Annotated in this window: 22 protein-coding genes and 1 rRNA gene; 17 read left to right on the top strand and 6 right to left on the bottom strand. The window is 36.9% G+C overall.

All coding sequences use genetic code 11. The annotated features are described in order from the left end of the window. Positions 1-3: 3 nt before the first annotated feature. The 4 genes from MM236_RS18605 to MM236_RS18590 form a co-directional block, all read right to left on the bottom strand. Positions 4-726: a DUF4397 domain-containing protein gene (locus MM236_RS18605; protein ID WP_241276505.1), complete on the bottom strand. Its 723-nt coding sequence runs from the start codon at positions 724-726 to the stop codon at positions 4-6. 87 nt (positions 727-813) lie between these two features. Then, on the bottom strand, positions 814-2,181 hold the full coding sequence (locus MM236_RS18600) for a Gfo/Idh/MocA family protein (protein WP_241276504.1): 1,368 nt from the start codon (positions 2,179-2,181) through the stop codon (positions 814-816). A gap of 623 nt (positions 2,182-2,804) precedes the next feature. Next, positions 2,805-3,878, bottom strand: a complete 1,074-nt coding sequence (locus MM236_RS18595; RefSeq protein WP_241276503.1) for an Ldh family oxidoreductase — start codon at positions 3,876-3,878, stop codon at positions 2,805-2,807. 129 nt (positions 3,879-4,007) lie between these two features. After that, positions 4,008-4,964: a Ppx/GppA phosphatase family protein gene (locus MM236_RS18590; RefSeq protein ID WP_241276502.1), complete on the bottom strand. Its 957-nt coding sequence runs from the start codon at positions 4,962-4,964 to the stop codon at positions 4,008-4,010. Between the two features lie 205 nt (positions 4,965-5,169). Between MM236_RS18590 and MM236_RS18585 the strand changes: the two genes are divergently transcribed. The 4 genes from MM236_RS18585 (at position 5,170) to MM236_RS18570 (ending at position 9,899) form a co-directional block, all read left to right on the top strand. Further along, entirely contained in the window at positions 5,170-6,753 is a 1,584-nt protein-coding gene (locus MM236_RS18585) for an acyl-CoA carboxylase subunit beta (RefSeq protein WP_241276501.1), read from the top strand. A 93-nt stretch (positions 6,754-6,846) separates the two neighbouring features. After that, entirely contained in the window at positions 6,847-7,200 is a 354-nt protein-coding gene (locus tag MM236_RS18580) for a four helix bundle protein (RefSeq protein WP_241276500.1), read from the top strand. A 326-nt stretch (positions 7,201-7,526) separates the two neighbouring features. Continuing rightward, complete coding sequence (locus tag MM236_RS18575; RefSeq protein ID WP_241276499.1) at positions 7,527-8,594, top strand: M20/M25/M40 family metallo-hydrolase; 1,068 nt, start codon at positions 7,527-7,529, stop codon at positions 8,592-8,594. Between the two features lie 543 nt (positions 8,595-9,137). Continuing rightward, complete coding sequence (locus MM236_RS18570) at positions 9,138-9,899, top strand: ABC transporter substrate-binding protein (protein ID WP_241276498.1); 762 nt, start codon at positions 9,138-9,140, stop codon at positions 9,897-9,899. A gap of 10 nt (positions 9,900-9,909) precedes the next feature. On the opposite strand, the gene MM236_RS18565 is transcribed toward MM236_RS18570, so the two are convergent. Beyond that, positions 9,910-10,611 (bottom strand): protein kinase domain-containing protein, encoded by a 702-nt coding sequence (locus MM236_RS18565; RefSeq protein WP_241276497.1) that lies wholly within the window; start codon positions 10,609-10,611, stop codon positions 9,910-9,912. A 76-nt stretch (positions 10,612-10,687) separates the two neighbouring features. On the opposite strand from MM236_RS18565, the gene MM236_RS18560 reads away from it, so the two are divergent. From MM236_RS18560 to MM236_RS18530, 7 genes are all read left to right on the top strand, one after another. After that, on the top strand, positions 10,688-10,924 hold the full coding sequence (locus MM236_RS18560) for a hypothetical protein (protein ID WP_241276496.1): 237 nt from the start codon (positions 10,688-10,690) through the stop codon (positions 10,922-10,924). A 106-nt stretch (positions 10,925-11,030) separates the two neighbouring features. Beyond that, positions 11,031-12,194 carry a DUF4221 family protein gene (locus MM236_RS18555; RefSeq protein WP_241276495.1) on the top strand — a complete coding sequence of 388 codons (1,164 nt, stop codon included), beginning with the start codon at positions 11,031-11,033 and terminating at the stop codon, positions 12,192-12,194. After that, a complete protein-coding gene (locus MM236_RS18550; protein ID WP_241276494.1) occupies positions 12,191-12,367 on the top strand; it encodes a hypothetical protein in 177 nt (58 codons plus the stop codon). Before MM236_RS18555 ends, MM236_RS18550 begins: the two co-directional genes overlap by 4 nt. 69 nt (positions 12,368-12,436) lie before the next feature. Next, the gene (locus tag MM236_RS18545) at positions 12,437-13,051 is read left to right on the top strand and encodes a hypothetical protein (RefSeq protein WP_241276493.1); all 615 of its coding nucleotides are present in this window, start codon (positions 12,437-12,439) and stop codon (positions 13,049-13,051) included. 242 nt (positions 13,052-13,293) lie between these two features. Beyond that, entirely contained in the window at positions 13,294-14,622 is a 1,329-nt protein-coding gene (locus MM236_RS18540) for a M16 family metallopeptidase (protein ID WP_241276492.1), read from the top strand. A 24-nt stretch (positions 14,623-14,646) separates the two neighbouring features. Continuing rightward, positions 14,647-16,689: a M16 family metallopeptidase gene (locus MM236_RS18535; protein WP_241276491.1), complete on the top strand. Its 2,043-nt coding sequence runs from the start codon at positions 14,647-14,649 to the stop codon at positions 16,687-16,689. 68 nt (positions 16,690-16,757) lie between these two features. After that, positions 16,758-17,492 (top strand): LolA-like protein, encoded by a 735-nt coding sequence (locus MM236_RS18530; protein WP_241276490.1) that lies wholly within the window; start codon positions 16,758-16,760, stop codon positions 17,490-17,492. 208 nt (positions 17,493-17,700) lie between these two features. On the opposite strand, the gene MM236_RS18525 is transcribed toward MM236_RS18530, so the two are convergent. After that, a complete protein-coding gene (locus tag MM236_RS18525) occupies positions 17,701-19,380 on the bottom strand; it encodes a M61 family metallopeptidase (RefSeq protein ID WP_241276489.1) in 1,680 nt (559 codons plus the stop codon). A 141-nt stretch (positions 19,381-19,521) separates the two neighbouring features. On the opposite strand from MM236_RS18525, the gene rpmH reads away from it, so the two are divergent. The 6 genes from rpmH to MM236_RS18495 all read left to right on the top strand — a co-directional run. Beyond that, entirely contained in the window at positions 19,522-19,680 is a 159-nt protein-coding gene (gene rpmH / locus MM236_RS18520) for a 50S ribosomal protein L34 (RefSeq protein WP_014772384.1), read from the top strand. A gap of 45 nt (positions 19,681-19,725) precedes the next feature. Next, positions 19,726-20,103, top strand: coding sequence for a ribonuclease P protein component (gene rnpA / locus MM236_RS18515; protein WP_241276488.1), 378 nt, complete (start codon positions 19,726-19,728; stop codon positions 20,101-20,103). Between the two features lie 6 nt (positions 20,104-20,109). After that, positions 20,110-21,780, top strand: a complete 1,671-nt coding sequence (locus MM236_RS18510; protein WP_241276487.1) for a S41 family peptidase — start codon at positions 20,110-20,112, stop codon at positions 21,778-21,780. A 10-nt stretch (positions 21,781-21,790) separates the two neighbouring features. Beyond that, positions 21,791-22,480 carry a tRNA (adenosine(37)-N6)-threonylcarbamoyltransferase complex dimerization subunit type 1 TsaB gene (gene tsaB, locus MM236_RS18505; RefSeq protein WP_241276486.1) on the top strand — a complete coding sequence of 230 codons (690 nt, stop codon included), beginning with the start codon at positions 21,791-21,793 and terminating at the stop codon, positions 22,478-22,480. Then, positions 22,477-22,983: a DUF2480 family protein gene (locus MM236_RS18500; RefSeq protein ID WP_241276485.1), complete on the top strand. Its 507-nt coding sequence runs from the start codon at positions 22,477-22,479 to the stop codon at positions 22,981-22,983. Before tsaB ends, MM236_RS18500 begins: the two co-directional genes overlap by 4 nt. 403 nt (positions 22,984-23,386) lie before the next feature. Next, positions 23,387-23,470, top strand: a 16S ribosomal RNA gene (locus MM236_RS18495); the annotation flags it as partial.

Here is a 23,470-nt window from a genome sequence, read left to right as displayed (position 1 = left end):
GTTTTATCTAATAAAATTGGTAACCAACTGAAGGTTCAATCTTTTGTCAACTTCTGTGTCTTCTTGCTGTAACCCTCTCAAAACAAGAGTGTAAACTCTGTTTTCTCTTAGCTCAACATTGTTTGCAGTAAGGATGGTCTCTCCTGAAGTTTTAGAGATTATACGGAAATTGTAAGATCCAGAATCCAAACTTTCAAAATCAGTATATGATTTGAAATCAATATCACCAATCAACGGTGCACCTGATTCAGTAACTTGGATATCTACTGTTCCAGCATCTGGTGAAAGATGCACAAATCTCATTTGAGCTTCTCCATTTACTGGTGTATCCCAGCTATCTGTTACGAAAATTGCATCCAAATCATCAACATTCCCTGCGATAAAGATGGAATACACTGAATCTTGTTCAACAGTGAATTTTTTCTCCAGCAAAGAAGTGACAGAATTGTAAGGGGAAAATTTAAAAGTTCTTTCACCTAAGTAGTACCTGTTGTAAGGTAAAGTTTCGCTATAGCGAAATGGGTTGTTTGTAACACGGTTGCTGTTTGCAAATACGTCCAAGCTAGGAGCATCTGGTGAACCATGGTAAATTGAAACAAATGCTGCAGGAGGAATGGGGGTTGAATCATTATCATTCAAACATGATGTAAGCCCTAAGCTAAGTGCAATCAGCACCATAAATCCAAAGGATTTTAATTTTTGAGAAATTTTAATCGGAGTAATCATAATAATTGGTTTAGAAATATCTTTTTTGTCATTTCTATCCCATGACGGACAAAGTTTCTGAAATGCTACAGACCTTTATAAAAATTTCTAAATATCGTTAGGCTCGGGATGTACCCATGGTTTTCTATAAGGTCGTCTTAATTTTGTATTTGCTTCTTTATCTAAAGGTATTGTCATTGATTCTGGATCATAGGAGAGTGGCCTCCCCAAATCCATAGATATATTTGCAAGAATGCAGCAAGCTGTTGAAATATGGCTATCCTTTACATTTGCTATTGGTTGAGATTTTAAGTCAATAGCTTTTACCAGATTCTCAAAATGCTTTCTTGTAGCAGGTACTGCATGTATTTCAATTCCATTTTCATTGACATCTTCAGGGTATTTTTCTTTTTCATAGACAGCATCCCAGTGGATTTTTTCTTCATCTTTTGCTGATGGAACAAAATCCGCTCTAAATGGACTTCCTGCCAAATAGCCTTTTTCTCCAAAAATCTTGAAAGCCCATGGATAATCTGGATCTTGAGGTGGTCCCCAAGTTCTGTGTTGCCAGACTATATTAATATCATCGTATTCAAATATTGCTGTTTGTGTATCAGCAATATTAGATTTTCCCTCGTTCTGAACGTAAATGCCTCCAGTAGCAGAAATTTTATTTGGCCAGCCCAATTCCAACATCCAGCGAACGCAATCTAGCATGTGTATGCACATATCGCCTGTGATTCCATTTCCATATTCCATAAATGTCCTCCACCACCTCTGATGGGGAAGTCCATCATAAGGCCTCATTGGAGCAGGACCAGTCCAAAGTTCATAGTCTAAATGGTCTGGGATTTCTTGTTCTGGAGGATTTCCATTTGCCCGCATGTGGTAGTATGAACAAATCTCTACATGTGCAATTTTTCCAAGCCTTCCTGAATCAATTACTTTTCTTTTTGCTTCAATCAAATGCGGAGTGCTTCTTCTTTGAAGCCCTACTTGGACGATTTTATCATATTTTTTTGCAGCGGCCACTACGGCTTCACCTTCGATGACATCTACAGAAATTGGTTTTTGCAAATAGACATGGGAGCCAGCCTTCATTGCGTCTATCGCTTGCAACGCATGCCAGTGGTCTGGAGTGCCGATGACAGTAATGTCGAGTTGATGGGATTTCAATAGTTCCCTATAATCTTTATAAAGCTTGGGTTCACTTGTTGGCAATCTGCTTTTCAAGATTGAATTTGCTTCCTCAAGATGCATGCTGTCTACATCACAGAGTGCTACCACATCTACATTCGCAATCTGAATCAATCTCCATAAGTCCATTTTACCATACCAACCGCAGCCTATCAGTGCAACTTTGAGTTTTTTCTTGTTTTGAATAGGCTGAAACGAAGCCAGTCCCAAACTTGAAAGTGCTAAAGCTGCTGCTGATTTTGTGATAAAAGATCTTCGTCCTTTTTGCAGATTGTCCATATATAAAGAAATTGAAGTGATTTGACTCACCAATATACAAAAGTTTTCAACCTATTCGGAAATGTGGCAACCCTGGGAAAAACCTTCACTGATCTGTGTGTTTGTTAATGGAGTTATTGGTTTATTGAGTGGAATAGTTGAATAATGGGCTTCCAAAAAGTGGTTGGTTGATACGAAAGTGATTAGGTAAACCACACACAAAATGTATTTATAAAATGTCAAAGTTCTAAAAGAAGTTGATGCTTTTTTTGATGTTTTTTTATTGTCTTCAGGTATTCAATTGTCCCGTCAGGTCAAAAGTGAATCATACATTTACTATTGCATTGGGTTGAAACCCAATGTTAGTGTCAGTTGCCTCCCGAAATTATCGGGACAGGCTTTTCAGTGCAAATTTTTAATTTAATTCTTTTTGTCATTAGGTCATGACCCGATACTTTTATCAAATGCCTCCCGTACCGATAACTATCAGCACGGGACAGGCTTTACAGGGAATATTCTCATTTCTCTGTTAGGACATACAAAGTCTCATATCTCATGTCTCTCTCCTCACAAATCCCTCAAAAACTTGATTCCCCAAGAGCCAAATTCCCCTAATCACTCAATAACTAAATTGACTAATTCTCTCAAAGCACAACGCCAAACTTCTCACCCAAAACTCTAAGATCATCTTCTACGGGTTTGATCAAAGGGATACCATTTTCCATTCTTTCTGCTTCCAATTCTCTTTCGGGATCTCCAGGGATAAGGACTTTTTCATGTCCTGGAATAGGTTCAGCAGACCTGAATCTTGAAATCCAATTATCCATATGGCTTTTGAATTCATCAGCTGGACGAAATGCATCTACACGCATAGCACCAAAGAAATGCCCCAGCCCTTCACCAACAGGATTAGGATCTGGCTCCAAAAAAGCTACAAATGGAGGCGCCCAAGGCCCATAATTTGCCCCTGACAAAACTGCAGAAAAAATATCTACTATCGAACCAAGGATATAACCCTTGTGTGAGCCATGTTCCCGATCACCTCCAAGCGGTAAAAGTGCACCACCTTTTTTTACACCATTAGCATCAGTTGTTGGAATACCTTCTGCATCTTGTACCCAGCCCAATGGAGCATCTAAGTTCTTGCGTTGAAGGATTTCAAGTTTTCCGTTTGCAGCTGTGGTAGTAGCCATGTCTCCTACGAAAGGAGGTTGGTTCTTTGCAGGAATTGCCACTGAAATTGGATTTGTTCCGAGCATTCTTTCTTTCGAAAATGTAGGACTCACCAAAGGGCTTGCATTGGTAAGTGAAATTCCAATCATATCATGCTCCAATGCCATCATAGCATGGTAACCAGCTATTCCGTAATGATTAGAGTTTTTAACAGAAACCCAACCTGTGCCTGCTTTTTTTGCTTTTTCTATTGCCACTTTCATGGCGAATGGAGCAACTACCAATCCAAGTCCACCATCACCATCAACTACAGCAGTACTGGGAGTTTCATAGCTGACATGTACATTGGGAGTGGGGTTTATCCGTCCTTTTTCCCAAAGCCTAACATACCCCGACAATCTCGCAACACCATGTGAATCAACTCCTCTCAAATCTGCCGAAAGTAATACCTTGGCAGCAAGTGAAGCGTCTTCTTCAGGACACCCGATGTTGAGAAGTATTTGTTTGGAAAAAGAAAAAAGGTCTTGATAAGTAAATTTATTCATATTAAACGCATAGTTTTTTTGGAGAGAAAGAAATTTGACGATAGTCAATAGACAAAGTAATCGGAATATCAAAAGGCTCAAATTTATAATATTATTGAGCTTCAGACATAGCACCTTACAATTGTTTTTTTAATTTAGCTGAGCACTTTCAAAGGAATTTTTTCCTATCAACTGAGAAATCACGCCTTCTTTGAGGGCAAAACTTGAACAAACGAGCTTTTCTACTGAAATGTGCTTTAAAATATAGGAGATCAAGCAGGATGCCACGACAATCATATCGACACGCATTGGGATCATCCCTGGTATTTTGAGACGTTCAGACTTGTTGAGATTCAACAATTGATCAGCAATAATCTCAAATCCAACACGAGGCAGAAGGAAGGATTGTTCTGTTTTACCTTTCTTTATTTGTTGTGAAGCATAATAAATATCACTTAATGTGTCAAAAGTCCCAGAAGCTCCGACCAATCCAGTTGGAGTGTAAGTTCTGATAGCATCAACAAGGTCTGTCAACTTCTCCTCTAAAAATAATGTTAAATTGGATACCTCCTCTGCTTGGATAGGGTCATGATAATGAAATAGATCCAACAATCTCTGCCCACCGATTTCAAAACTCTGTTTCCAAAGGGCTTCGTATTCATTACCGATTATGAACTCCACAGAACCTCCTCCTATATCCATCATCAGATGATTTTCTCTACTCAAAGATCCGCTAAACCGAATTCCTTCATAGATTAGTTGGGCTTCTTGCTGACCATCTATTACCTGTACCGCAATATTGAATTTCTCTTTTATTTCTTCTACAAATTGTTTCCCGTTTTCCGCATTTCTTACAGCACTTGTAGCAAAAGCAAAAACTTCAGTGATTCCTTCCCCATCAATTAGATTCCTGAAATGTAGCAATGTTTGGAGGGCCCTTTTTTTGGCGTCTTGAGTGATTGTATTATCGGAAATACCACCTTGTCCAATTTTTACAGCAATTTTTTCTTTATAAATCGTCGTAAAATCTCCTTCATACAAATTCACCAATAACAAATGAAATGTATTGGTGCCCATATCAATTATCGCTGCTTTTCTAGGTTTCATTATCGCCTAAATTAAAGTTCTGCGAATATAGAGGTTTTATTTAAAACTGGTGGTCTTCAATGATTTTTATAGAGATGAATTATCCAATTTCCACTAAAATTTAACAGCACCTTAACTTTGATTTTTTTGATCTAATTTCAGAATTGTTTTTCCACTAATACTCTGCTCCGTATATTTGAAACAACCAAATTAACATTAGACTGATATGGATAGCCAAACCAAAGGTGTTTATACCCTGCCTACGAATAAGGACAAAATAGATTTACTAAAGAAAATAAATGAAGAAGCCCTTTTGGGTGGAGGTGAGGCGAGAATCGCAGCACAGCACAAAAAAGGAAAGCTTACAGCAAGGGAACGAATTCACCTTCTGATGGACGAAGGGTCGTTTCAGGAAATAGATAAATTTGTCATGCATAGGGCAAAAGATTTTGGTTTGGACAAGGAGCATTATCTAGGGGATGGAGTTGTGACCGGATATGGAGAAATCAATGGAAGGCTAACTTATGTTTATTCTCAAGACTTTACGGTTTTTGGAGGGTCACTTTCGGAAACTCACGCAGAGAAAATCTGCAAAGTTATGGACATGGCCATGAAAAATGGTGCTCCAATAATAGGATTGAATGATTCTGGAGGTGCGAGGATTCAAGAAGGGGTGGTTTCACTTGGTGGCTATGCGGATATTTTCTACCGCAATACACTCGCTTCGGGTGTGGTGCCTCAGCTTTCTGCCATCATGGGGCCATCTGCTGGTGGAGCAGTCTATTCTCCGGCTATCACAGACTTTATTTTGATGGTAGAGAATACCTCGTATATGTTTGTGACAGGACCCAATGTGGTCAAAACAGTAACCCAAGAGACCGTCACAGCTGAGGAACTCGGAGGGGTGAGTACACATAGCTCCAAAAGTGGTGTTACCCATTTTTCTTGTGCAAACGAACTTGAATGTATCAATCACCTCAAACAACTCCTGAGCTATATTCCTCAAAACTGTGAAGATGAAGCTCCTGTCTATTCGTATGAACTGAAAGAGGATGAATCAAGGCCTGTTTTAAATGACATCATTCCTGACAATGTCAATCATCCTTATGACATCAGGGAGGTTGTTGATGGAATAGTGGATGAAAGCTCATTTTTGGAAGTTCATAAAAATTTCGCTGATAATATTGTAGTTGGATTTGCAAGGTTAGCTGGTAGAAGTATCGGAATAGTTGGTAATCAACCTCAGTCTATGGCAGGGGTTTTGGACAATGATGCCTCTGTCAAAGCCGCAAGATTTGTCAGGTTCTGCGATTCATTTAATGTTCCTTTATTGGTTTTGGTGGATGTGCCGGGATTTTTACCAGGTACAGATCAAGAGTGGAATGGAATTATCACCAATGGAGCGAAACTCCTATATGCATTCTCAGAAGCAACAGTCCCTAGAATTACGGTAATCACAAGAAAAGCCTATGGAGGAGCCTATGATGTGATGAACTCCAAACACATAGGGGCGGATTTGAATTTTGCATGGCCTACAGCGGAGATTGCTGTGATGGGTGCCAAAGGAGCCGCAGAGATTATTTTCAAAAGAGAAATTGCAGAAGCAGAAAATCCAGAAGAAAAGCTTCAGGAAAAAATAGACGACTACACAGCCAAATTCGCAAATCCATATAGAGCTGCCCATAGAGGTTTCATAGATGAAGTCATCATCCCTTCAGAAACCCGTGAGAAACTAATCCGAGGATTCAAAATGCTAGAAAATAAAGTCGACAAACTCCCAAGGAAAAAGCATGGGAATATCCCTTTATAGTCAACAGTCAACTGTCGGCAGACAACAGTTTCGGTGTCCGCTTCATGATATGGGTTGTAGTTGAAAATAATAGTTGTTTAAAATCATTGTATCATGGGGTTCAAGTTTGAGAAGTTGACAGTATGGCAAATAGCAATAGAGCTTTCCTATCAGGTGAGTTTGTTAGTAAATGATTTTCCAAATCATGAAAAGTTTATTTTGGCTTCCCAGCTTCAGAGAGCTGCTGATTCAGTTGCATTAAATATAGCAGAAGGATCAACAGGTCAAACAAATCTAGATTTTAAACGGTTTTTGAATTATAGTATTCGGTCTGCTTTAGAAGTTGTTTCTTGTTTGTATTTGGGAAGAAAAAGAAAAATAATTTCAGAGAGTAATTTTGAAAGTCTTTACAATCAATATGAAGAGTTGATTAAAAAAACACAAGCCTTGAGGAACTCATTAAAGTAAAATTCGATTATCCGCAATTATGCCAGTAGCTTAATATTTATTTGAATTTCTGCGGATAATCGTCGACAGACGACTGTCCGCAGTTTACTGTTCACCTAAATGAACTTTAATCCTTATTTTCTTTCTTTACGGGCAACAAAGCGGATAATCATAAAATAAAATTATTCGCAAGGCACAAATCCGTGATATTAAGAATTTAATTAAACGGATAATCTTTGATGAAATTTATTTATCCAAATGAGCAATTAAATAGAACAATTTAAATAGTGAATTGGTCTTCAGTTGACAGTCGACCGTTGACTGATGACATTTTAAAAATTAAAATTATGTCAAAATCAGAAAAATTTATATACAAATACCTCAATACTGCAAGTCCAACAGGTTTTGAAGCTTCAGGGCAGCAAGTATGGTTGGATTATATCAAGCCTTATGTAGATACTCACTTTACGGACAATTATGGAACGGCAGTAGGGGTTATCAACCCCGATGCTGAATTCAAAGTTGTGATTGAAGCTCATGCGGATGAGATCAGTTGGTTTGTCAATTACATTACTCCAGAAGGTTACATTTATGTTAGAAGGAATGGTGGTTCGGATCATATGATTGCACCATCTATGCGTGTCAATATCCATACAGATGAGAAAGTCATTCCTGGAGTTTTTGGTTGGCCTGCTATCCATGTGAGGAAGGATGGAAAAGATGATGCACCGACTTTGGACAATATCTTTATAGATGTAGGAGCTCGAACCAAAGAGGAAATCGAAAAAATGGGCGTTCATGTAGGTTGTGTGATTACATTTCAGGATGAACTTACTGAGTTGAATGACAAATTCTACAGTGGCAGGGCTTTGGACAATAGAGTAGGAGGCTTTATGATAGCAGAGGTTGCAAGATTGCTCCACGAATCCAAAACCAAATTACCTTTTGGATTGTATATCGTAAATGCAGTTCAAGAAGAAATAGGGCTGCGTGGTGCTGCTATGATAGCAGCTAGAATCAAGCCGCAAGTAGCAATCATCACTGACGTTTGCCATGACACAACGGCGCCAATGTACAACAAAATCACCTCAGGGGATTTGGTGGCTGGCAAAGGGCCAGTATTGGCATATGGAGCATCAGTGCACAAGAAATTGTTGGATTTGATCATTGATTCTGCTAGAAAAAGAGAGATCGGTTTCCAAAGAGCAGCAGCATCCCGAGCAACAGGCACTGATACGGATGCTTTCGCCTATTCCAATGAAGGAGTACCGTCGGCATTGATTTCTTTGCCATTGAAATACATGCATACCACCGTAGAGACCGCAAGCAAAGAAGATATCCAACAAGTCATTCAGCTGATCAAAGGATTCTTGGAAGATTTCGATCCAAAGTTTGACTTTAGATATGTGGTTTAGTGGATTAGATTATTGGTTAATTAGGATAAATAGTTAATTAAATGGGAAAGTAGTCAGACAAGTTCTTTTAGTAATATGTGTATCTGCTTGAATGCACGTAGCCAATCAATAGAATGTTTGATAAATGATTTGAGGTTCTGTTGGCAGTTGTCCGGTGACGAGAATCCGCAACACATAATGCCTCTTCTGAGCCAACGTACAACATTGCGGATACTCATATTTAGTAATTCAATCTTCCAATTTGACAACCCCAACCCCAAGGTCTGTGTCTTCACAGACCTTCTACCCTAAGTCTGCATAGAATGCTGATTTTGTCAAATGGCTTGTGGAGACACAAGCCATGTTTAATCTTAAAACCTTCCAACCTTGAGTCCACTCTTAAAAAGCCATTTTCATTAGAAAAAAGTGTCTTAGGATTAAAATTAGAGGGATAAAATTCTCATTTTACTACTTTTCGGAGTAGACTCAACCTTAAAACTTTCCAACCTTCCAACCTTATAACCTCCCAATCTTCTAATTTTGTAATCTTCTAATCCAATTAAAATGCCCATCTACACCGACCAACTAAAAAGAAAAGTAACTATCTCCGAAAATCCGAAGAGAATTATTTCATTGGTTCCTTCACAGACTGAGCTTTTGGTGGATCTTGGTTTAGGGGATAGGATAGTAGGGGTGACCAAGTTTTGTGTGCATCCTGAAGGCTTCAAAAAAGAAAAGCAAATCATTGGGGGAACAAAGAATTTTCATTTTGATAAAATAGATGAGCTGAAGCCAGACTTGATTATTGGCAACAAGGAGGAGAATTATCAAGAGGGAATAGTAATGTTGGCGGAAAAGTATCCTGTATGGATGAGTGATATCTTCGATCTAAGCGATGCAATGGAGATGATGCGTGGGATTGGGGAAATCACAGGAAGATCTGAAGCAGCACAGCAATTGGTTGATATGATTCAAAAGGATATGGATTATGTTCCCAAGAAAAAAGGGACAGCTATATACTTGATTTGGAAAGATCCAATCATGGTAGCAGGTAAGGATACTTTTATAGACGATATGCTTGATCGGGCAGGTTTTGAGAATTTGGTAAGGGAAAGTCGATATCCAGAGCTTTCGTTGAAAGGACTCACCGAAATGAACCCAGATTTTTTGCTTTTAAGTTCAGAACCTTACCCATTCAAGCAAAAACATCTGGATGAATTTTCGGCAATCCTGCCAGATTCTACCATCCAGTTGGTTGACGGAGAGATTTTTAGCTGGTATGGGAGTAGGTTGAAATATTTCAAAAATTATATATCTACAATATAATGTGACCTGATTATTGTTCTATCATTTCCAAAAGGTCTTTAGCAGTGGGTCTTTCGTTCGGTTTTTTGCTTAGACAGAGTTCTATGAAATGATTGTAAGGCTCCATGACCGAAACCAAAGGTGGACCAATGATGCTTTTGGATTTGATGTTCTCTTTGATTTTTGAAACAGGAATGTTTCTTCTGTCTCCAAAAGGGTATTTTTTTGTAAACAAAATATAAAGTAGTACTCCAAAAGACCAAATATCCATTTTGGAAGTGACCATTCCTGATTCATAGACTTCGGGAGCTATGATCTCTGGAGTATAAAATCCTCCTTCGATTTTTAAAAAGGTATTTTCTCTTTTTAGTGTCAGCAAGTCACCTAGTTTGAATGTGATTTTTTTACCAACCTTATGCATAAGGATATTGGAGAGCTTTAAGTCAGAGTGCACCAGTTTTTTGCTATGTAAGTAAGAGAGCCCTGTCAATGTATCCCAAATTAGGACATTGACCATTTCCAATGATACAGGATACTTGTCAATGAACTCATTTAGCGATGTAAGATTGCAGAAAGGAGTAATTGAAAAAGCTTCAGTTTCACTTGTGTCGAGTTGGAGTTTTTCTATGGAATTGATATTGGGGTGGTCTAAGTCTAAGATAATGTCAAGGATAGATTTCTCGATTGCTTTTAATTGATCTTCAGAAATCAATTTTTTGATATTTTTTTTCATTTTTTAATTGGTTTACTTGCTTTTTAAAATTGTTTTTTTTTTTTTTTTTGAAAAACAACTTTTAAATTATAAACATATGAAAAACTCAAAATTCAGATTTCCAAATGCAATCATGGCAGTAGCGGGAGCTACAGCGATGGTATTTTCGACGGGTTTCATTTCTTCAGAGCCAATAGAGGTTACAGAAGAGACTTTTGTGGAGTTGGAGCTTGAAGCCACTTCAGGTAATCAATACAGGGATATGGTGTGTGGAGAGTCTGGCGGTACTTGCATGCCAACCTATTGCTGTGTCACAGCACCGAGAATTGATTGATTTTATTGCCACGATGTTTTTATTTCATTAAATTGTTTTAAGTCATCGTGGCTATTTTTGTTTTTTGGTTAAAATTTTACAAACTGTTTTTATTTGTTTAGAATCTATGAAAAGAATTTTAGTTTTAATATGTTTTCTTTCTTTTGGTTGTGATGGAAAAGTAGATGGAGAAGGAATAAAAGTTTTTAAAGAAGTTCACCAATACATGTTGGATTTAGATAGATATACATCTCCTGTTGAAGAGTATATTCAATATGTTCCTAATTGGAAAGGAAAGCAAGTATTTGCAGTCCATGCTCGAAAAATGTTTGAAATTAAGTTTTATGATTTGGAATCTGGAGAGTTAATGGAAAGTTTGCTTTATTCCCCTGATGGCCCAAAAGCCTTTTCAAATATTTATGATTTTCATATTCATGATGAAGAAAATATTTTTCTCAATAGAAGGTATTATTATAAAACTCATTTGGTTAATCAGCACTTTGATTTGATCAAGACATTTGAATTTTTGGATCCAGGGACTAAAGTAGATCCTGTTTCAGGGATTCCTTTGTCTGGAGATACGTTTTTACCTATGTTTAATCACAATAAAATTCTAAAAAAGTTTCCAGAGAAACTTATTTTGAATACTTCTCCTGATATGAGTTCTTACTATCCAAAAAAGTTTTATACTGATTGTTTGCTAATTGAAGTAGATATAGAATCAGGTGAAGTTAATAGAGTGAAAGGTTACCCTGAAAAGATGCATGGAAAAGCATGGGGTGTTTTACTCTCCTATTTGTATTCTGATTATTCTGAAAGAAAAAAGCAGTACTTTCTAGGATATGCTGCTGATGAAGAATTGTATGTTGAAAATGATAAGTTTGAGAGAATAGCCTCCTTTTCAGCCAAACCAGAAAAGTTCAAGGAGATAAAGGCAATTCCTGTAAATGCTGTTTTCAATGATCCTGTGTATATGACACATTACAATGAGCAATTTGTTTTTGGATCTGTTTTGTACGATGAGCATCGGGATTTGATTTATAGAATAGCCTTAGAGCCGAATCCAAATTATGGAGATACCTATACAAAAGATCCATTGCATGAGCCAAGAAATATGATTGTTATGGCATTTGATAGCAACTATGAAAAAATAGCTGAAATGCGTTTGGAACAATCAGAAGATGGTGTTTATCTTGACAGATGTTTTGTCAACGAGAAGGGGTTGAACATCACCTATGTGGATTTGAATAATGAGGATAAGTTATACTTCAAGACTTTTTTGATAGTATGAGGAAATTTATTTTTTTTATTTGCCTGCTTTCTTTTGGCTGTGGTGGAAAAATAGGGAATGGTAACTCAAGGGTATTTAAAGAAATTCATGAATATGTCTTGAACTTGGAAAAATATACTTCTCCTGTTGAAGAGTATATACAATATGTTCCTAACTGGAATTTTGCTTTTTGATATTGAATTAAAATAAACTATCTTAATCGGTCAGAGGTTTTTCTTTCAACTTTTGAAAGCTTATTGAACATGAGATACTTTACTTATTTACTTATTCTCCTTTTGTTTGCTTGTGGAAAACCTGTTCAACAAATAGTGCAACAGATCCATGTCAATTCCTGGCTTCCACCTCTTGATAGAGGGGAGATTATTTTGGTCAATTTACCAGCAGGTTTTTCCCAAAAGGATTATAGGACATTTCTGGAAACCCTTCCTCAGGAATTGAAAAGCTATGGCTTTAGAGAGGTTTGGGATACTGATTATCACGAAATCGAATTGAAATCAGTAGGGATAAGAGATTTTACAACTGAAAGAAACAGAGAAAAGTTGTATGCAGAATTAGGGGTGCGGTATTTACTTGATTTGGAGATTGTTGAAAGGAAATATGCACGATTAAGTAAATTGGGAGCTACAATGCTGTACAATGAATCCAATCAAAACAGCTCTGTGGTAGGATCCTCATTATGGACTTACCCTGATTATTGGATCCAAACGAACTACAGGCTCTATGATTTGGCGGAAAAGGATGTGTTGATTGATCTAGATGTAAGGACTACTCATTTGGACAATAATACAGTTTACCCCAAATCAATTAAGAAAGATATTCAAACACTCTTCATGTATATTTATTCAGAAGGATTGTAAAGATTTGATGTGATCGAATTCGAACAGTATTCCGAAAAGAGATGTCCATATTCGATCAAAAATTAAAAAAGTAAGATTTGTTCGATTTAATTATTGGTAATGTTATCACTAGGCATTAACTTTCAAGTCCTTTTAAAACAGATTTTAGACTTATTAAAATTTATTCTTTCCGCTCAAACAATTTATCGAGTATGGTTATTGTATCTAAAACAATCACAAATTAATTATTAACTATATATTATATGAGAAAATCCGCTTTTTTATCACTTTTCGGTGTGTTCTTCGTGTTTTCGGTTTTTGGTCAAAACAAAATCGAATACAAGGAATTCACATTGGACAATGGGTTGCATGTAATCCTTCATCAGGATAATACAACACCAATTGTAGCTACATCAGTATTATATCATGTAGGTTCCAAAAATGAAAATCCAGAAAGAACTGGCTTTGCGCATTTCTTCGAGCATTTGATGTTTGAAGGTTCTGAAAACATCCCTAGAGGTAAGTTTTTTGAAATTGTAGAATCTGCTGGTGGAACATTGAATGCTGGCACAAGCCAAGATTATACTATTTATTACGAAATCCTTCCATCCAATCAACTAGAGCTCTCACTTTATCTCGAGTCTGAAAGAATGCTTCAAGCTAAAGTAGATCAAGTAGGTGTCGATACCCAAAGAGAGGTTATCAAGCAAGAGATGAAAGAGGTTATGGAAGAGAGGCCATATGGTTCTTTCCAAAAAGAAATTCCAGTTAGATTATATCCAAACCATCCGTACAAATCCCCAATCATTGGTTCTGCTGAACATTTGGAAGCGTCCAAACTGGAGGAATTCATGGAGTTTTATGCGACTTATTACAAGCCAAACAATGCCACACTTTCTATAGCTGGTGACATTGATTATGCAGAGACTGAGAGATTGGTAAGAGCATATTTCGAAGAAATCCCAAAAGGAACAATCGAACCTTACAGACCTAATATTGAGATTCAGAAGTTAAGCAACGAGATCGAAGATGTTGTGTATGACAACATTCAGTTGCCGGCGATTTTCCAAGGCTACCTAATGCCGAAAAAAGATCATCCTGATACGTATGCTTTGGACTTGCTTAGTACTTACTTGTTGTCAGGAAAGAGTTCTTTGATGTACAAAGAATTGGTAGACAAAAGCCAAAAAGCGATTCAAGCAGTTGCTTTTCCAAATGATCTAGAGGATGGAGGGATGTTCCTTGTACTTGCTATCGCAAATATGGGAGTAGATGTGGATGATTTGAATGTTGCTATCGACGAAGTGTTGGATCAAGTCAAAACCAACGGTATCGATAAAAACGACTTGCAAAAATTGATAAATATCAAAGAAAATCAAATTATCAATGGATTTGGTTCTGTTGCAAATATTTCACAATCATTAGCTCAAGGTCACGTGTTTTATGGCAATGCCGATTATGTCAATACCCAACTGGATTTATTCAGAAAAGTAACAGCGGAAGATGTCAAAAGAGTCGCTCAAAAGTATCTTGATAAAGACAGCCGAGTAGTGTTGAAATATCTTCCTAAACCAACAGATGCAACTGAATAAGTTCAAAACTTAATTGTGATAAACATGAAAAAATTATTTATATATTTTATTTTCTCCATTTTTTCTACTGTTGCAATAGCTCAGATAGATAGATCGAAACTTCCCGAACCAGGTCCGGCACCAGAAATTCGATTTGGAGACGCAGAATCATTTACTTTGAAAAATGGGCTTAAGGTTTTTGTTATTCAAAACAACAAACTTCCAAGAGTTACTTATTCATTGATCTTGGACAGAGATCCAATTCTTGAAGGTGATAAAGCCGGAATGCTGGGTTTTGTAGGTGAGATGATGACTGCAGGTACTAAAAATAGATCGAAAGATAAATTCAATGAAGAAATTGATTTTCTTGGAGCGAGAATTTCGGCTACATCTACTTCTTTGACAGCTTCGACCTTGACCAAGCATCAGGAGAAAGTTTTGGAATTGATGGCAGATGTGCTTTACAGCCCATTATTCCCTGAGGACGAGCTTTCAAAATTAAAAACTCAATCTAAATCAGGATTGGCTTTAGCTAAAAATGATCCTAGTTCTATCTCTAGTATTTTGTCAGGAAAATTGGTTTACGGATCTGATCATCCTTATGGTGAGACTGAGACAGAAACAACTATCGAAAACATTTCGGTAGAAGATATTAAAAGCTATTACAATACTTTCTTCAAACCAAATATTGCCTATTTGGCAATTGTGGGAGATGTCAGTTTATCAGAAGCTAAAAAAATGGTAGAGAAGCACTTCTCCGCATGGGAAAAAGCGGATGTACCATCTTTCAAATATACAACTCCTGAAGTTCCTTCTGAAAATGTAGTCGCTTTGGTAGATAGGTCAGCTTCTCAGCAATCTGTCATCAATATTACTTACCCCATACAAAACCATTTGCCAAGTGAAGATTTTTTGGCGAGTAGGGTTATAGGACAAGTACTTGGTGGTGGAGGTTCTGGAAGATTATTCATGAACCTTCGTGAAGACAAAGGTTTTACTTATGGATCTTATGCAGGAATTGGCTCGGATAGACTTGTTGCAAGCTTTTCTGCAGATGCGAGTGTAAGAGGGTCTGCTACTGATTCAGCGGTATATGAGATCATTTACGAAATCAGAAACATGAGAGATAATGGTATCACTCAAGCTGAATTGGATGCTGCAAAATCAAACATAAGTGGATCTTTTGGAAGGTCTTTAGAAAGTCCTAGTACAGTAGCCAATTTTGCAATCAATACGGAGCGTTATGGATTGCCAAAAGATTTTTATGCAACCTACCTACAGCGCTTGAATGCCCTTACGGTAGAGGATGTCAATGCTGCGGCCAAAAAATTCTTGCAGCCGGATAATATGTACATTACTGTAGTAGGAAATGGAGCACAAGTGAAGGAAGGCTTGATGGCATTTGGTGAAGTGAAAATGTTTACCAATATGGGAGAGCCAGAGCGCCTGGTAGCCATGGATGCGGATGTTACAGCAAGTGGTGTGATTGATAGTTACATTGAAGCTATTGGAGGAAATGAAAAGGTAAAATCAATTAAGACTTCGATCATTGAATCATCTGCGGAAGTTCAGGGGATGAAATTGGATTTTGATTATTACTATGATGAGCAAAAACAAGCATTTTCCAACAAAGTAAGTATGGGTGGCAATGTAATGTCAAATACACTTTTGAAAGATGGTAAAGGCATTGTTCAAGCGAATGGAGCTAATCAAGAGCTTACTGACGAGCAGTTCGAAGCAGCAAAGATGAATATGTTTATATTTCCAGAGCTGCATTTTGAATCTTTGGGTTATACTTTGGAAGTGGATGGAATCAAGGATGTAGAAGGAGAAAACGCCTACAAAGTTGTAGTCTCCAATCCTATGGGCTCTAAGACCATCAATTATTACAGCGTAGAGTCTGGCCTCAAAATCAAATCTGAAAGTGAAGAGACTGGAGAAGTGTTTTACACTGATTACAAATCTATAGACGGAGTGATGTATCCGATGAAAATGATCATCAAATCCCCTATGATTCCTTTCCCATTGGATGCGATTGTGAATGAAGTAGTTTTCAATACGACCATTGAGGAATCTGTATTCAATTAATATTATTTTGCTAGACTGGTTTCCAGTCTAGCTTTTTATATTCTATACAAAATTTAAACTTAAGATTTATGAAGATCACATCACTTTTAGTTCCTGTTTTGGCCTTTGGAATTTCCCAAAGTGCTGTTTCAAAATCAATTACTCTTACAAATTATCCGAGTACTGAGGTTTCGAGTCTGGAGAATGATCCGCAAACAGTCATTGCAAATTACATAAAGGCTGTAGGTGGGCAAGCAAACATCGATAAGATACGAAATGCGTATATGGAAGCTGAAGCAGATTTTCAGGGTACAAAAATCGAAATGTTGACAATCTCTGACGCAGAAAATAGCAGAATGAAGCAGCAGACTTCAGCTATGGGAAATGTTCAGCAAAAAACTGTTTTGGTAGATGGGAAATGTACCATGACTGTAATGGGGCAAGAACAGCCTGTTCCAGAAGAAATGATGGGAATGATTACACTTCAAACATTCATTTTTCCAGAAACAAAATATGAAGAACTAGGAGTGGAACTAGAGCTCAGAGGAACCGAGGAAATAAATGGTGAAGAAGCTCATGCAATAGTCTTAAATCTTCCAAACGGCATGAAGACAATGGAATACTTTAGTGTCAAATCAGGCTTGAAATTGAAAACAAGTTCTGATGTCGCTGAAGATATTACATATTCTGATTATCAAGATATCGAAGGGGTGCTGATTCCAAGAACTGTCACTATTCAAAGTCCAATGCTGCCATTCGCACTTGAAAGTAAATTCGTGACCATCGAATTCAATCGAGAATTGACCGACGAAGATTTCAAATAAAAATCAATATGATTTTCCGCAATGACGCCAATAAGTGAATATTTCACATATGTTTATGCGAAATAATTGATATTGCCTAAAGTCATCAATCTACAGCTGATAGAATTGTACTCCATACAATATTATAAATGGCTACAGGAAAGAAAGCGGATTATCATGAACAACATATAATAAAGAGGAGGTTTGCATAAATCTCCTCTTTTTTGTTTCACCGACCTTTCCCAACCCAAAATTCAGTCAGCTTATTGGTTTCTTTTATTTTTGAAATGAGTTTGGGATATACATTGAGTTTTTCGGGTTCAAGCTGTACATCAACTTTTCTTCCATATCTTTCTATTACTAAAAGAAGCCCTTTTTCTGGATTTTCAAGTGACATGGTCATGTCGCTCGTCCCGACCTGAAGTATCCTGTCTTCAAGCATTAGTTTCTGGTATGCATCACTTTTTGGATGAATTAGCTTTACTTTGCCTTCGACCATTTTTATCCCAAAATCATGGAGTAAAGGATCATTTTTATCAAAGGTCTCCGTTATTTCAACTCCAAATTCCAAAAAAAGTGCTTTGAGCAACGGGAGCAAATCTTCAGTGCCGAAAACAAACTGATTGAAGAAGTTTTTGAATTTTACTTCATTGTCAAGTTTGTTGCTGACCAGTCTTTCAAAATCTGCTAATTCATACCCAACCCCTCTTTTCCCAAACCCTAGCCACATTTCTCTCATAACATCAGACAAGGAAGAGTAATTTTTGATCAACATTAAATCCAAACAAAGTGAAATCAATGCCCCACGGTTATAAATACTCACTTTCTTGTCTGGAATTCCAATTTTGTATCCATCCAACCATAGATCCAGACTAGACGCTACAATACTCTGATTTTGCCAACCAAAACTGTTAAACTCTTTTTGAAGGAGTTTGTCGAGAATTTCAACACAATATTCCTCCAAGCTAAAGTAACCAGACTGCATCAAGACCAAGTCTCCCATATATGTAGTTACTCCTTCAAGCACAATGCCCGAATCCAGATAGACTTCTTTTGCCAAGTTATAAGGTGTTATGCCTTTTGGACGGATCCTACAAACATTCCAAAAGTGATACAATTCATGCGAGCTTACACCAATCAATTCTCTCATTTGACTTTCCTCTCCCAATGTCAATGCTGGTCCAAAAGTGATCACAGTTGAAAATTGATGCTCTACCCCATGATAATGCCAATAAGGTAAAAGTTGAAAAATGAAATGATAATCTTCAGCAGGGAAATCGCCAAATGCTTCTATTTGTATTTTTGTGAATGATTTGAACACGCTGATCAAGCGGTCCACATCAAAATGTTTTTCACCATTGAACCAAAGATGGAAAGTGGTACTTAGGGTTTTGTAAGAAAAATGTGTTAAATCTTTACTCCCTAAAAATGGACTGTCTATTAGATGTTGGTATGATTCTGCTTTCCATTTTTTTTCTGAATGAGAAAAAAGTGGCGTAGCAATCTTATAATCTTGCGGAACATCTATTTCCAAAAAGATCTCTTCTGACTCACGACCAGAAACTTCAAAAATAAAATTTGTAAAATTCAGGTATAACTGCCTATCGTCTGACCAACTCCCTCCTGCATCCATTTGAGACGCATGAAATTCATAATTAATCTCGTAAATGCCGTTTTCACTTGCCACAAACTGCCAAAGATCTTTCGTGATTTTAGAAAAATGAATTTTTTCTCCCTTAAGCACCACTTCAAAAGCACGGATTTTTTGAGAATAATTCGCCAACTCATAGCGACCGGGTCTCCAAGCGGCTAGTTGCAAATGGATATTTTCATTACTTTTGCACGGAATCTTTAAGGTGATTTGTATGAATTGGGAAGTTTTTGAATTTCGTGATATTGAATATTGCATGTATCTTTGTCAAAAGGATTTAAACAAAAGTAATCGACTGATTTGTAAATAAAAAAAACCTATCTATCTTTGCAGTCCTTTTTAGGGTGAAGCTTAGAAGGAAGTCATAGGAAAGCACAAAAAATATTAAATCATAGCGTCATGAAAAGAACATTTCAGCCTTCTCGTAGAAAAAGAAGAAATAAGCACGGTTTCAGAGAGAGAATGTCTACTGCAAACGGTAGAAGAGTAATCAGATCAAGAAGAGCAAAAGGTAGACACAAGCTTACCGTTTCTTCTGAAAAAACACTTAAGAAATAATTCTCAGCATTGATTTCGTATGTTGAGTACGTAAATAAAAATGCAATGAATTATACACTTTCTAAGAATGAACGATTACATTCTAAAAAGTCAATAAAGGAACTTTTTGATAAAGGTTCCTCTTTTTTTTTATACCCCTTCAAAGTCCTCTATTTCGAGAACCCTCAAAATCCAATTGAAACTAATCAGGTACTTTTTTCTGTTTCAAAAAGGAAAATCAAAAAAGCTGTTGACAGAAACCATGTCAAAAGAAGAATCAAAGAGGCCTACAGGCTTAATAAGCACCTTTTGACAGATAAAAATAAATGCAAAAAAAATATTGCCTTTATTTACGTTTCTTCTGACATTTCTACGTTCAAAAGCATTGAGCCTGTTATTCAAAAAATTCTTAAAAAGCTGGATCATTTTTCCAGTGAAAGCTAATCATTTATGATCAATAAATTCAAAAACAAAGTATTTCTTGGACTTGTCCTTACCATTTTGATGGGAGGTGCTCTTTTTTCATTCAATTTGAAAAATGACAAGTTATTTACCATAGCCAAAAACCTTGATATTTTTGCTTCATTAGTTAGAGAGTTGGACTCATATTATGTTGACGAAATTGATGCAGAAAATTTGGTGACAGTTGGTATCAATGCAATGCTTGAGGAGCTTGATCCTTATACTGAATATATACCTGAAGAGAACGCTGATGATTTCAGGTTATTGACCACTGGAGAATATGCTGGCGTTGGAGCTTTGATTGGAAATAGGACAGGGAAAAATATGGTTTTGATGCCATACAAAGGCTTCCCTGCACAAGAAGCAGGATTGAGGATTGGAGATGAATTTTTGAAAGTAGATACTGTAGATGTTCGTGAAAAAGAAACTGCTGACATTTCAGCTTTGCTAAAGGGGCCTGCTAACACTTCTATCAATGTTCAGGTCAAGAGGGGAGATGATACGATCTCTGTGGATTTGGTAAGAAAAAAGATTGTCATTAGCAATGTGCCGTACTACGGAAAAGTTGATGATAAGACAGGTTACATAAAGCTTACTGATTTTACTACCAATGCAGCATCTGATGTGAGAAAAGCTTTGGTAGATTTGAAATCACAAGGGATTTCCAGGCTTATTCTCGATGTAAGGGATAATCCAGGAGGGATTTTGAAAGAAGCTGTTGAAATAGTAAATCTTTTTATACCGAAAGGAAAAGAAGTCGTGAGTACTATTGGTAAGTTGGAAAGTGTGAATGTTGTATATAAAACTACAAAATCACCTCTAGACAAGGATATTCCATTAGTAGTATTGATAAATGAAAGGAGTGCTTCTGCATCTGAGATTGTAGCAGGTGCATTGCAAGATTATGACAGGGCAATTCTGATTGGTAAAAAAACCTTTGGTAAAGGTCTTGTTCAAACTTCCATTCCGCTTTCTTACAATTCACAAGTGAAAGTGACCACTGCAAAATACTACATTCCTAGCGGAAGATGCATCCAAGCAATAGATTATAGTAAAAAGGACGGGTCAGGTAAAGTTAGCTCAATTCCAGATTCATTGAGAAATGAATTTAAAACGAAAAATGGAAGGCTTGTGCTAGATGGGGCTGGGATCGAACCGGATGCAGAAACTGAATCCACTACTTACGCGCCAATTACATACAGTCTTGTCGCCAGAAATCATGTTTTCGATTTTGGGAATAAATTTTTCATAGAAAACAAGGAGATCCCGTCCCCAAGAGAGTTTGAAGTTTCAGACCAAATTTACGATGATTTTGTAGCATGGCTAGAAGGTAAGGAATATGATTACACTACTTATGTAGAGAAATCAATTGATGACTTGGAGAAGTATGCAGAGAAGGAAAAGTATTATGACGATATCAAAACGCAAATAGAAGTTTTGAAGAAAAAAGTCACACACAGCAAAGAGCAAGACCTGATCACTTTCAAGTCGGAAATTAAAGATGCTTTGTCAGATGAATTGATATCAAGGTATTATTATCAAGAAGGTGTGATAGAAGCTTCTTTGAAAGGTGATGTGGATATAGAAGAAGCTGTCAAGATTCTTTCTGAGCCTATCAAAATTTCAAATATCCTTTCAGCGTCAAGTAAGAAAAAGTAATTTATCATTTATGGCTTTGATTCTTTCTATAGAGACAGCAACACAGGTCTGTTCTGTATCAGTTCATAAAGATGGTTTGCTTTTAGGAGTGAATGAAGTTCATCTGAACAATGTACACTCGCAAAAGCTGATGGGAGTGATTTCTAACCTAATGAATCAGCTAGATTTAGTTAGCAAAGATTTAGATGCAGTAGCTGTCTCTTGTGGTCCTGGGTCTTATACAGGTTTGCGAATTGGAGTATCAATTGCGAAAGGTTTCTCTTTTGCAATTGATATCCCATTGATTGCTGTAGGTACATTGGAAGCATTGGCATTTCAGGCAATTCATTTATGTTTGAAAGACGATTATGTGATCCCGATGATTGATGCAAGAAGGATGGAAGTTTATGCAAGTGTATTGGATTTTGAAGGTAAGGTTGTCAAAGCTGCCGAGCCTGTAGTTTTGGAATCGAATCCTTTTGAAGAGTACCTAACCAAAGGGAATGTTTATTTTCTTGGTGATGGAATGGCGAAGTCCAAAGATATCCTAGATCATCCCAATTCACGATTTTTACCTTTCAGCATTTCAAGTAAAACAGTAGGGGAATTAGCATACAAAAAGTTTGTCGCTGGTGATTTTGAAGACTTGGCTTATTTTGAACCGAACTACTTAAAGGAGTTCAGAGTTTTACAGTCAAAGAAAAACCCGTTTTTGGTATGAGTGAGATAATCAACAGAGTGGCCAATAGTCCAATCATGACTATTGATTTAGAGACATACTATAGGACCGAAGAAAGAGTAATATTCGATCTTAAGGACTATTTGTTCCAAGGTCTGGTTTTGAAGGAAATGGACTTTAGACTTGCCTTGAAACAAATAAATTGGGAACAGTTCGAGGGTAAGGTGGTTTCGGTACAGTGTTCTGTAGATGCTATTGTTCCGGTATGGGCTTTTATTTTGGTAGGTACATACCTTTCAAAGATCAATGTTGACTATATTTTGGGTGATTTGGATGCATTAGAACAAAATCTTTTCGAGAAAGCACTGAGTGCAGTTGATCCCATGGTGTATAAAGATCGCCCAGTAGTGATTAAGGGATGTAGTAAATTCCCGATCCCATTATTTGCATATGGAAAAATTGTATCCATGATTCAGGGGCATGCTAAATCAATTATGTATGGTGAACCATGTAGTACCGTCCCGCTTTATAAGGCTCCCAAATAAATTATTTTGCTTGGACACAGTTGTTTACTAAATTTAATAGATTTTTTTAAGGATCTGATTTGGTAAATTTACAAAAGTGCTCTATGTTTGCATTCCCATTTGGGAGGAACACATCAAAAAGTTGATGATTCCAAGGTTGAAAAAAGAGCAAAAATCAAGGGTTTAAAAATATTTTAAAATATTTTGGTTTCAATTTTGGAACTTAAAAATATCTCCCGATATTTGCACTCGCTTTCAGGGAAAACGATCCTGAAACACATCTCTTTTAAGAGAATAAGTTCATTGAAGTATTGTAAGACGAAACGACAAAAAGTATATTTTATTATATACAAAAATTAGATTGGAATATAAATATCCGATGTGTCAGGAACAAAGGGATTTAAAGATCCCTAAAAAAAACTTTACAATGGAGAGTTTGATCCTGGCTCAGGATGAACGCTAGCGGCAGGCCTAATACATGCAAGTCGAACGGGATTCGAGACTTCGG

Origin of the sequence: Belliella calami (genome assembly GCF_022549695.1) — a bacterium.
Classification (GTDB): domain Bacteria; phylum Bacteroidota; class Bacteroidia; order Cytophagales; family Cyclobacteriaceae; genus Belliella; species Belliella calami.
This window is presented reverse-complemented; position numbering and strand designations above follow the sequence as displayed.

Excerpts from the sequence above, each read along its gene's own strand:
- MM236_RS18605 (WP_241276505.1), bottom strand. The coding sequence starts at position 726 with ATGATTACTCCGATTAAAATTTCTCAAAAATTAAAATCCTTTGGATTT.
- MM236_RS18600 (WP_241276504.1), bottom strand. The coding sequence starts at position 2,181 with ATGGACAATCTGCAAAAAGGACGAAGATCTTTTATCACAAAATCAGCA.
- MM236_RS18595 (WP_241276503.1), bottom strand. The coding sequence starts at position 3,878 with ATGAATAAATTTACTTATCAAGACCTTTTTTCTTTTTCCAAACAAATA.
- MM236_RS18590 (WP_241276502.1), bottom strand. The coding sequence starts at position 4,964 with ATGAAACCTAGAAAAGCAGCGATAATTGATATGGGCACCAATACATTT.
- MM236_RS18585 (WP_241276501.1), top strand. The coding sequence starts at position 5,170 with ATGGATAGCCAAACCAAAGGTGTTTATACCCTGCCTACGAATAAGGAC.
- MM236_RS18580 (WP_241276500.1), top strand. The coding sequence starts at position 6,847 with ATGGGGTTCAAGTTTGAGAAGTTGACAGTATGGCAAATAGCAATAGAG.
- MM236_RS18575 (WP_241276499.1), top strand. The coding sequence starts at position 7,527 with ATGTCAAAATCAGAAAAATTTATATACAAATACCTCAATACTGCAAGT.
- MM236_RS18570 (WP_241276498.1), top strand. The coding sequence starts at position 9,138 with ATGCCCATCTACACCGACCAACTAAAAAGAAAAGTAACTATCTCCGAA.
- MM236_RS18565 (WP_241276497.1), bottom strand. The coding sequence starts at position 10,611 with ATGAAAAAAAATATCAAAAAATTGATTTCTGAAGATCAATTAAAAGCA.
- MM236_RS18560 (WP_241276496.1), top strand. The coding sequence starts at position 10,688 with ATGAAAAACTCAAAATTCAGATTTCCAAATGCAATCATGGCAGTAGCG.
- MM236_RS18555 (WP_241276495.1), top strand. The coding sequence starts at position 11,031 with ATGAAAAGAATTTTAGTTTTAATATGTTTTCTTTCTTTTGGTTGTGAT.
- MM236_RS18550 (WP_241276494.1), top strand. The coding sequence starts at position 12,191 with ATGAGGAAATTTATTTTTTTTATTTGCCTGCTTTCTTTTGGCTGTGGT.
- MM236_RS18545 (WP_241276493.1), top strand. The coding sequence starts at position 12,437 with ATGAGATACTTTACTTATTTACTTATTCTCCTTTTGTTTGCTTGTGGA.
- MM236_RS18540 (WP_241276492.1), top strand. The coding sequence starts at position 13,294 with ATGAGAAAATCCGCTTTTTTATCACTTTTCGGTGTGTTCTTCGTGTTT.
- MM236_RS18535 (WP_241276491.1), top strand. The coding sequence starts at position 14,647 with ATGAAAAAATTATTTATATATTTTATTTTCTCCATTTTTTCTACTGTT.
- MM236_RS18530 (WP_241276490.1), top strand. The coding sequence starts at position 16,758 with ATGAAGATCACATCACTTTTAGTTCCTGTTTTGGCCTTTGGAATTTCC.
- MM236_RS18525 (WP_241276489.1), bottom strand. The coding sequence starts at position 19,380 with ATGCAATATTCAATATCACGAAATTCAAAAACTTCCCAATTCATACAA.
- rpmH (WP_014772384.1), top strand. The coding sequence starts at position 19,522 with ATGAAAAGAACATTTCAGCCTTCTCGTAGAAAAAGAAGAAATAAGCAC.
- rnpA (WP_241276488.1), top strand. The coding sequence starts at position 19,726 with ATGAATTATACACTTTCTAAGAATGAACGATTACATTCTAAAAAGTCA.
- MM236_RS18510 (WP_241276487.1), top strand. The coding sequence starts at position 20,110 with ATGATCAATAAATTCAAAAACAAAGTATTTCTTGGACTTGTCCTTACC.
- tsaB (WP_241276486.1), top strand. The coding sequence starts at position 21,791 with ATGGCTTTGATTCTTTCTATAGAGACAGCAACACAGGTCTGTTCTGTA.
- MM236_RS18500 (WP_241276485.1), top strand. The coding sequence starts at position 22,477 with ATGAGTGAGATAATCAACAGAGTGGCCAATAGTCCAATCATGACTATT.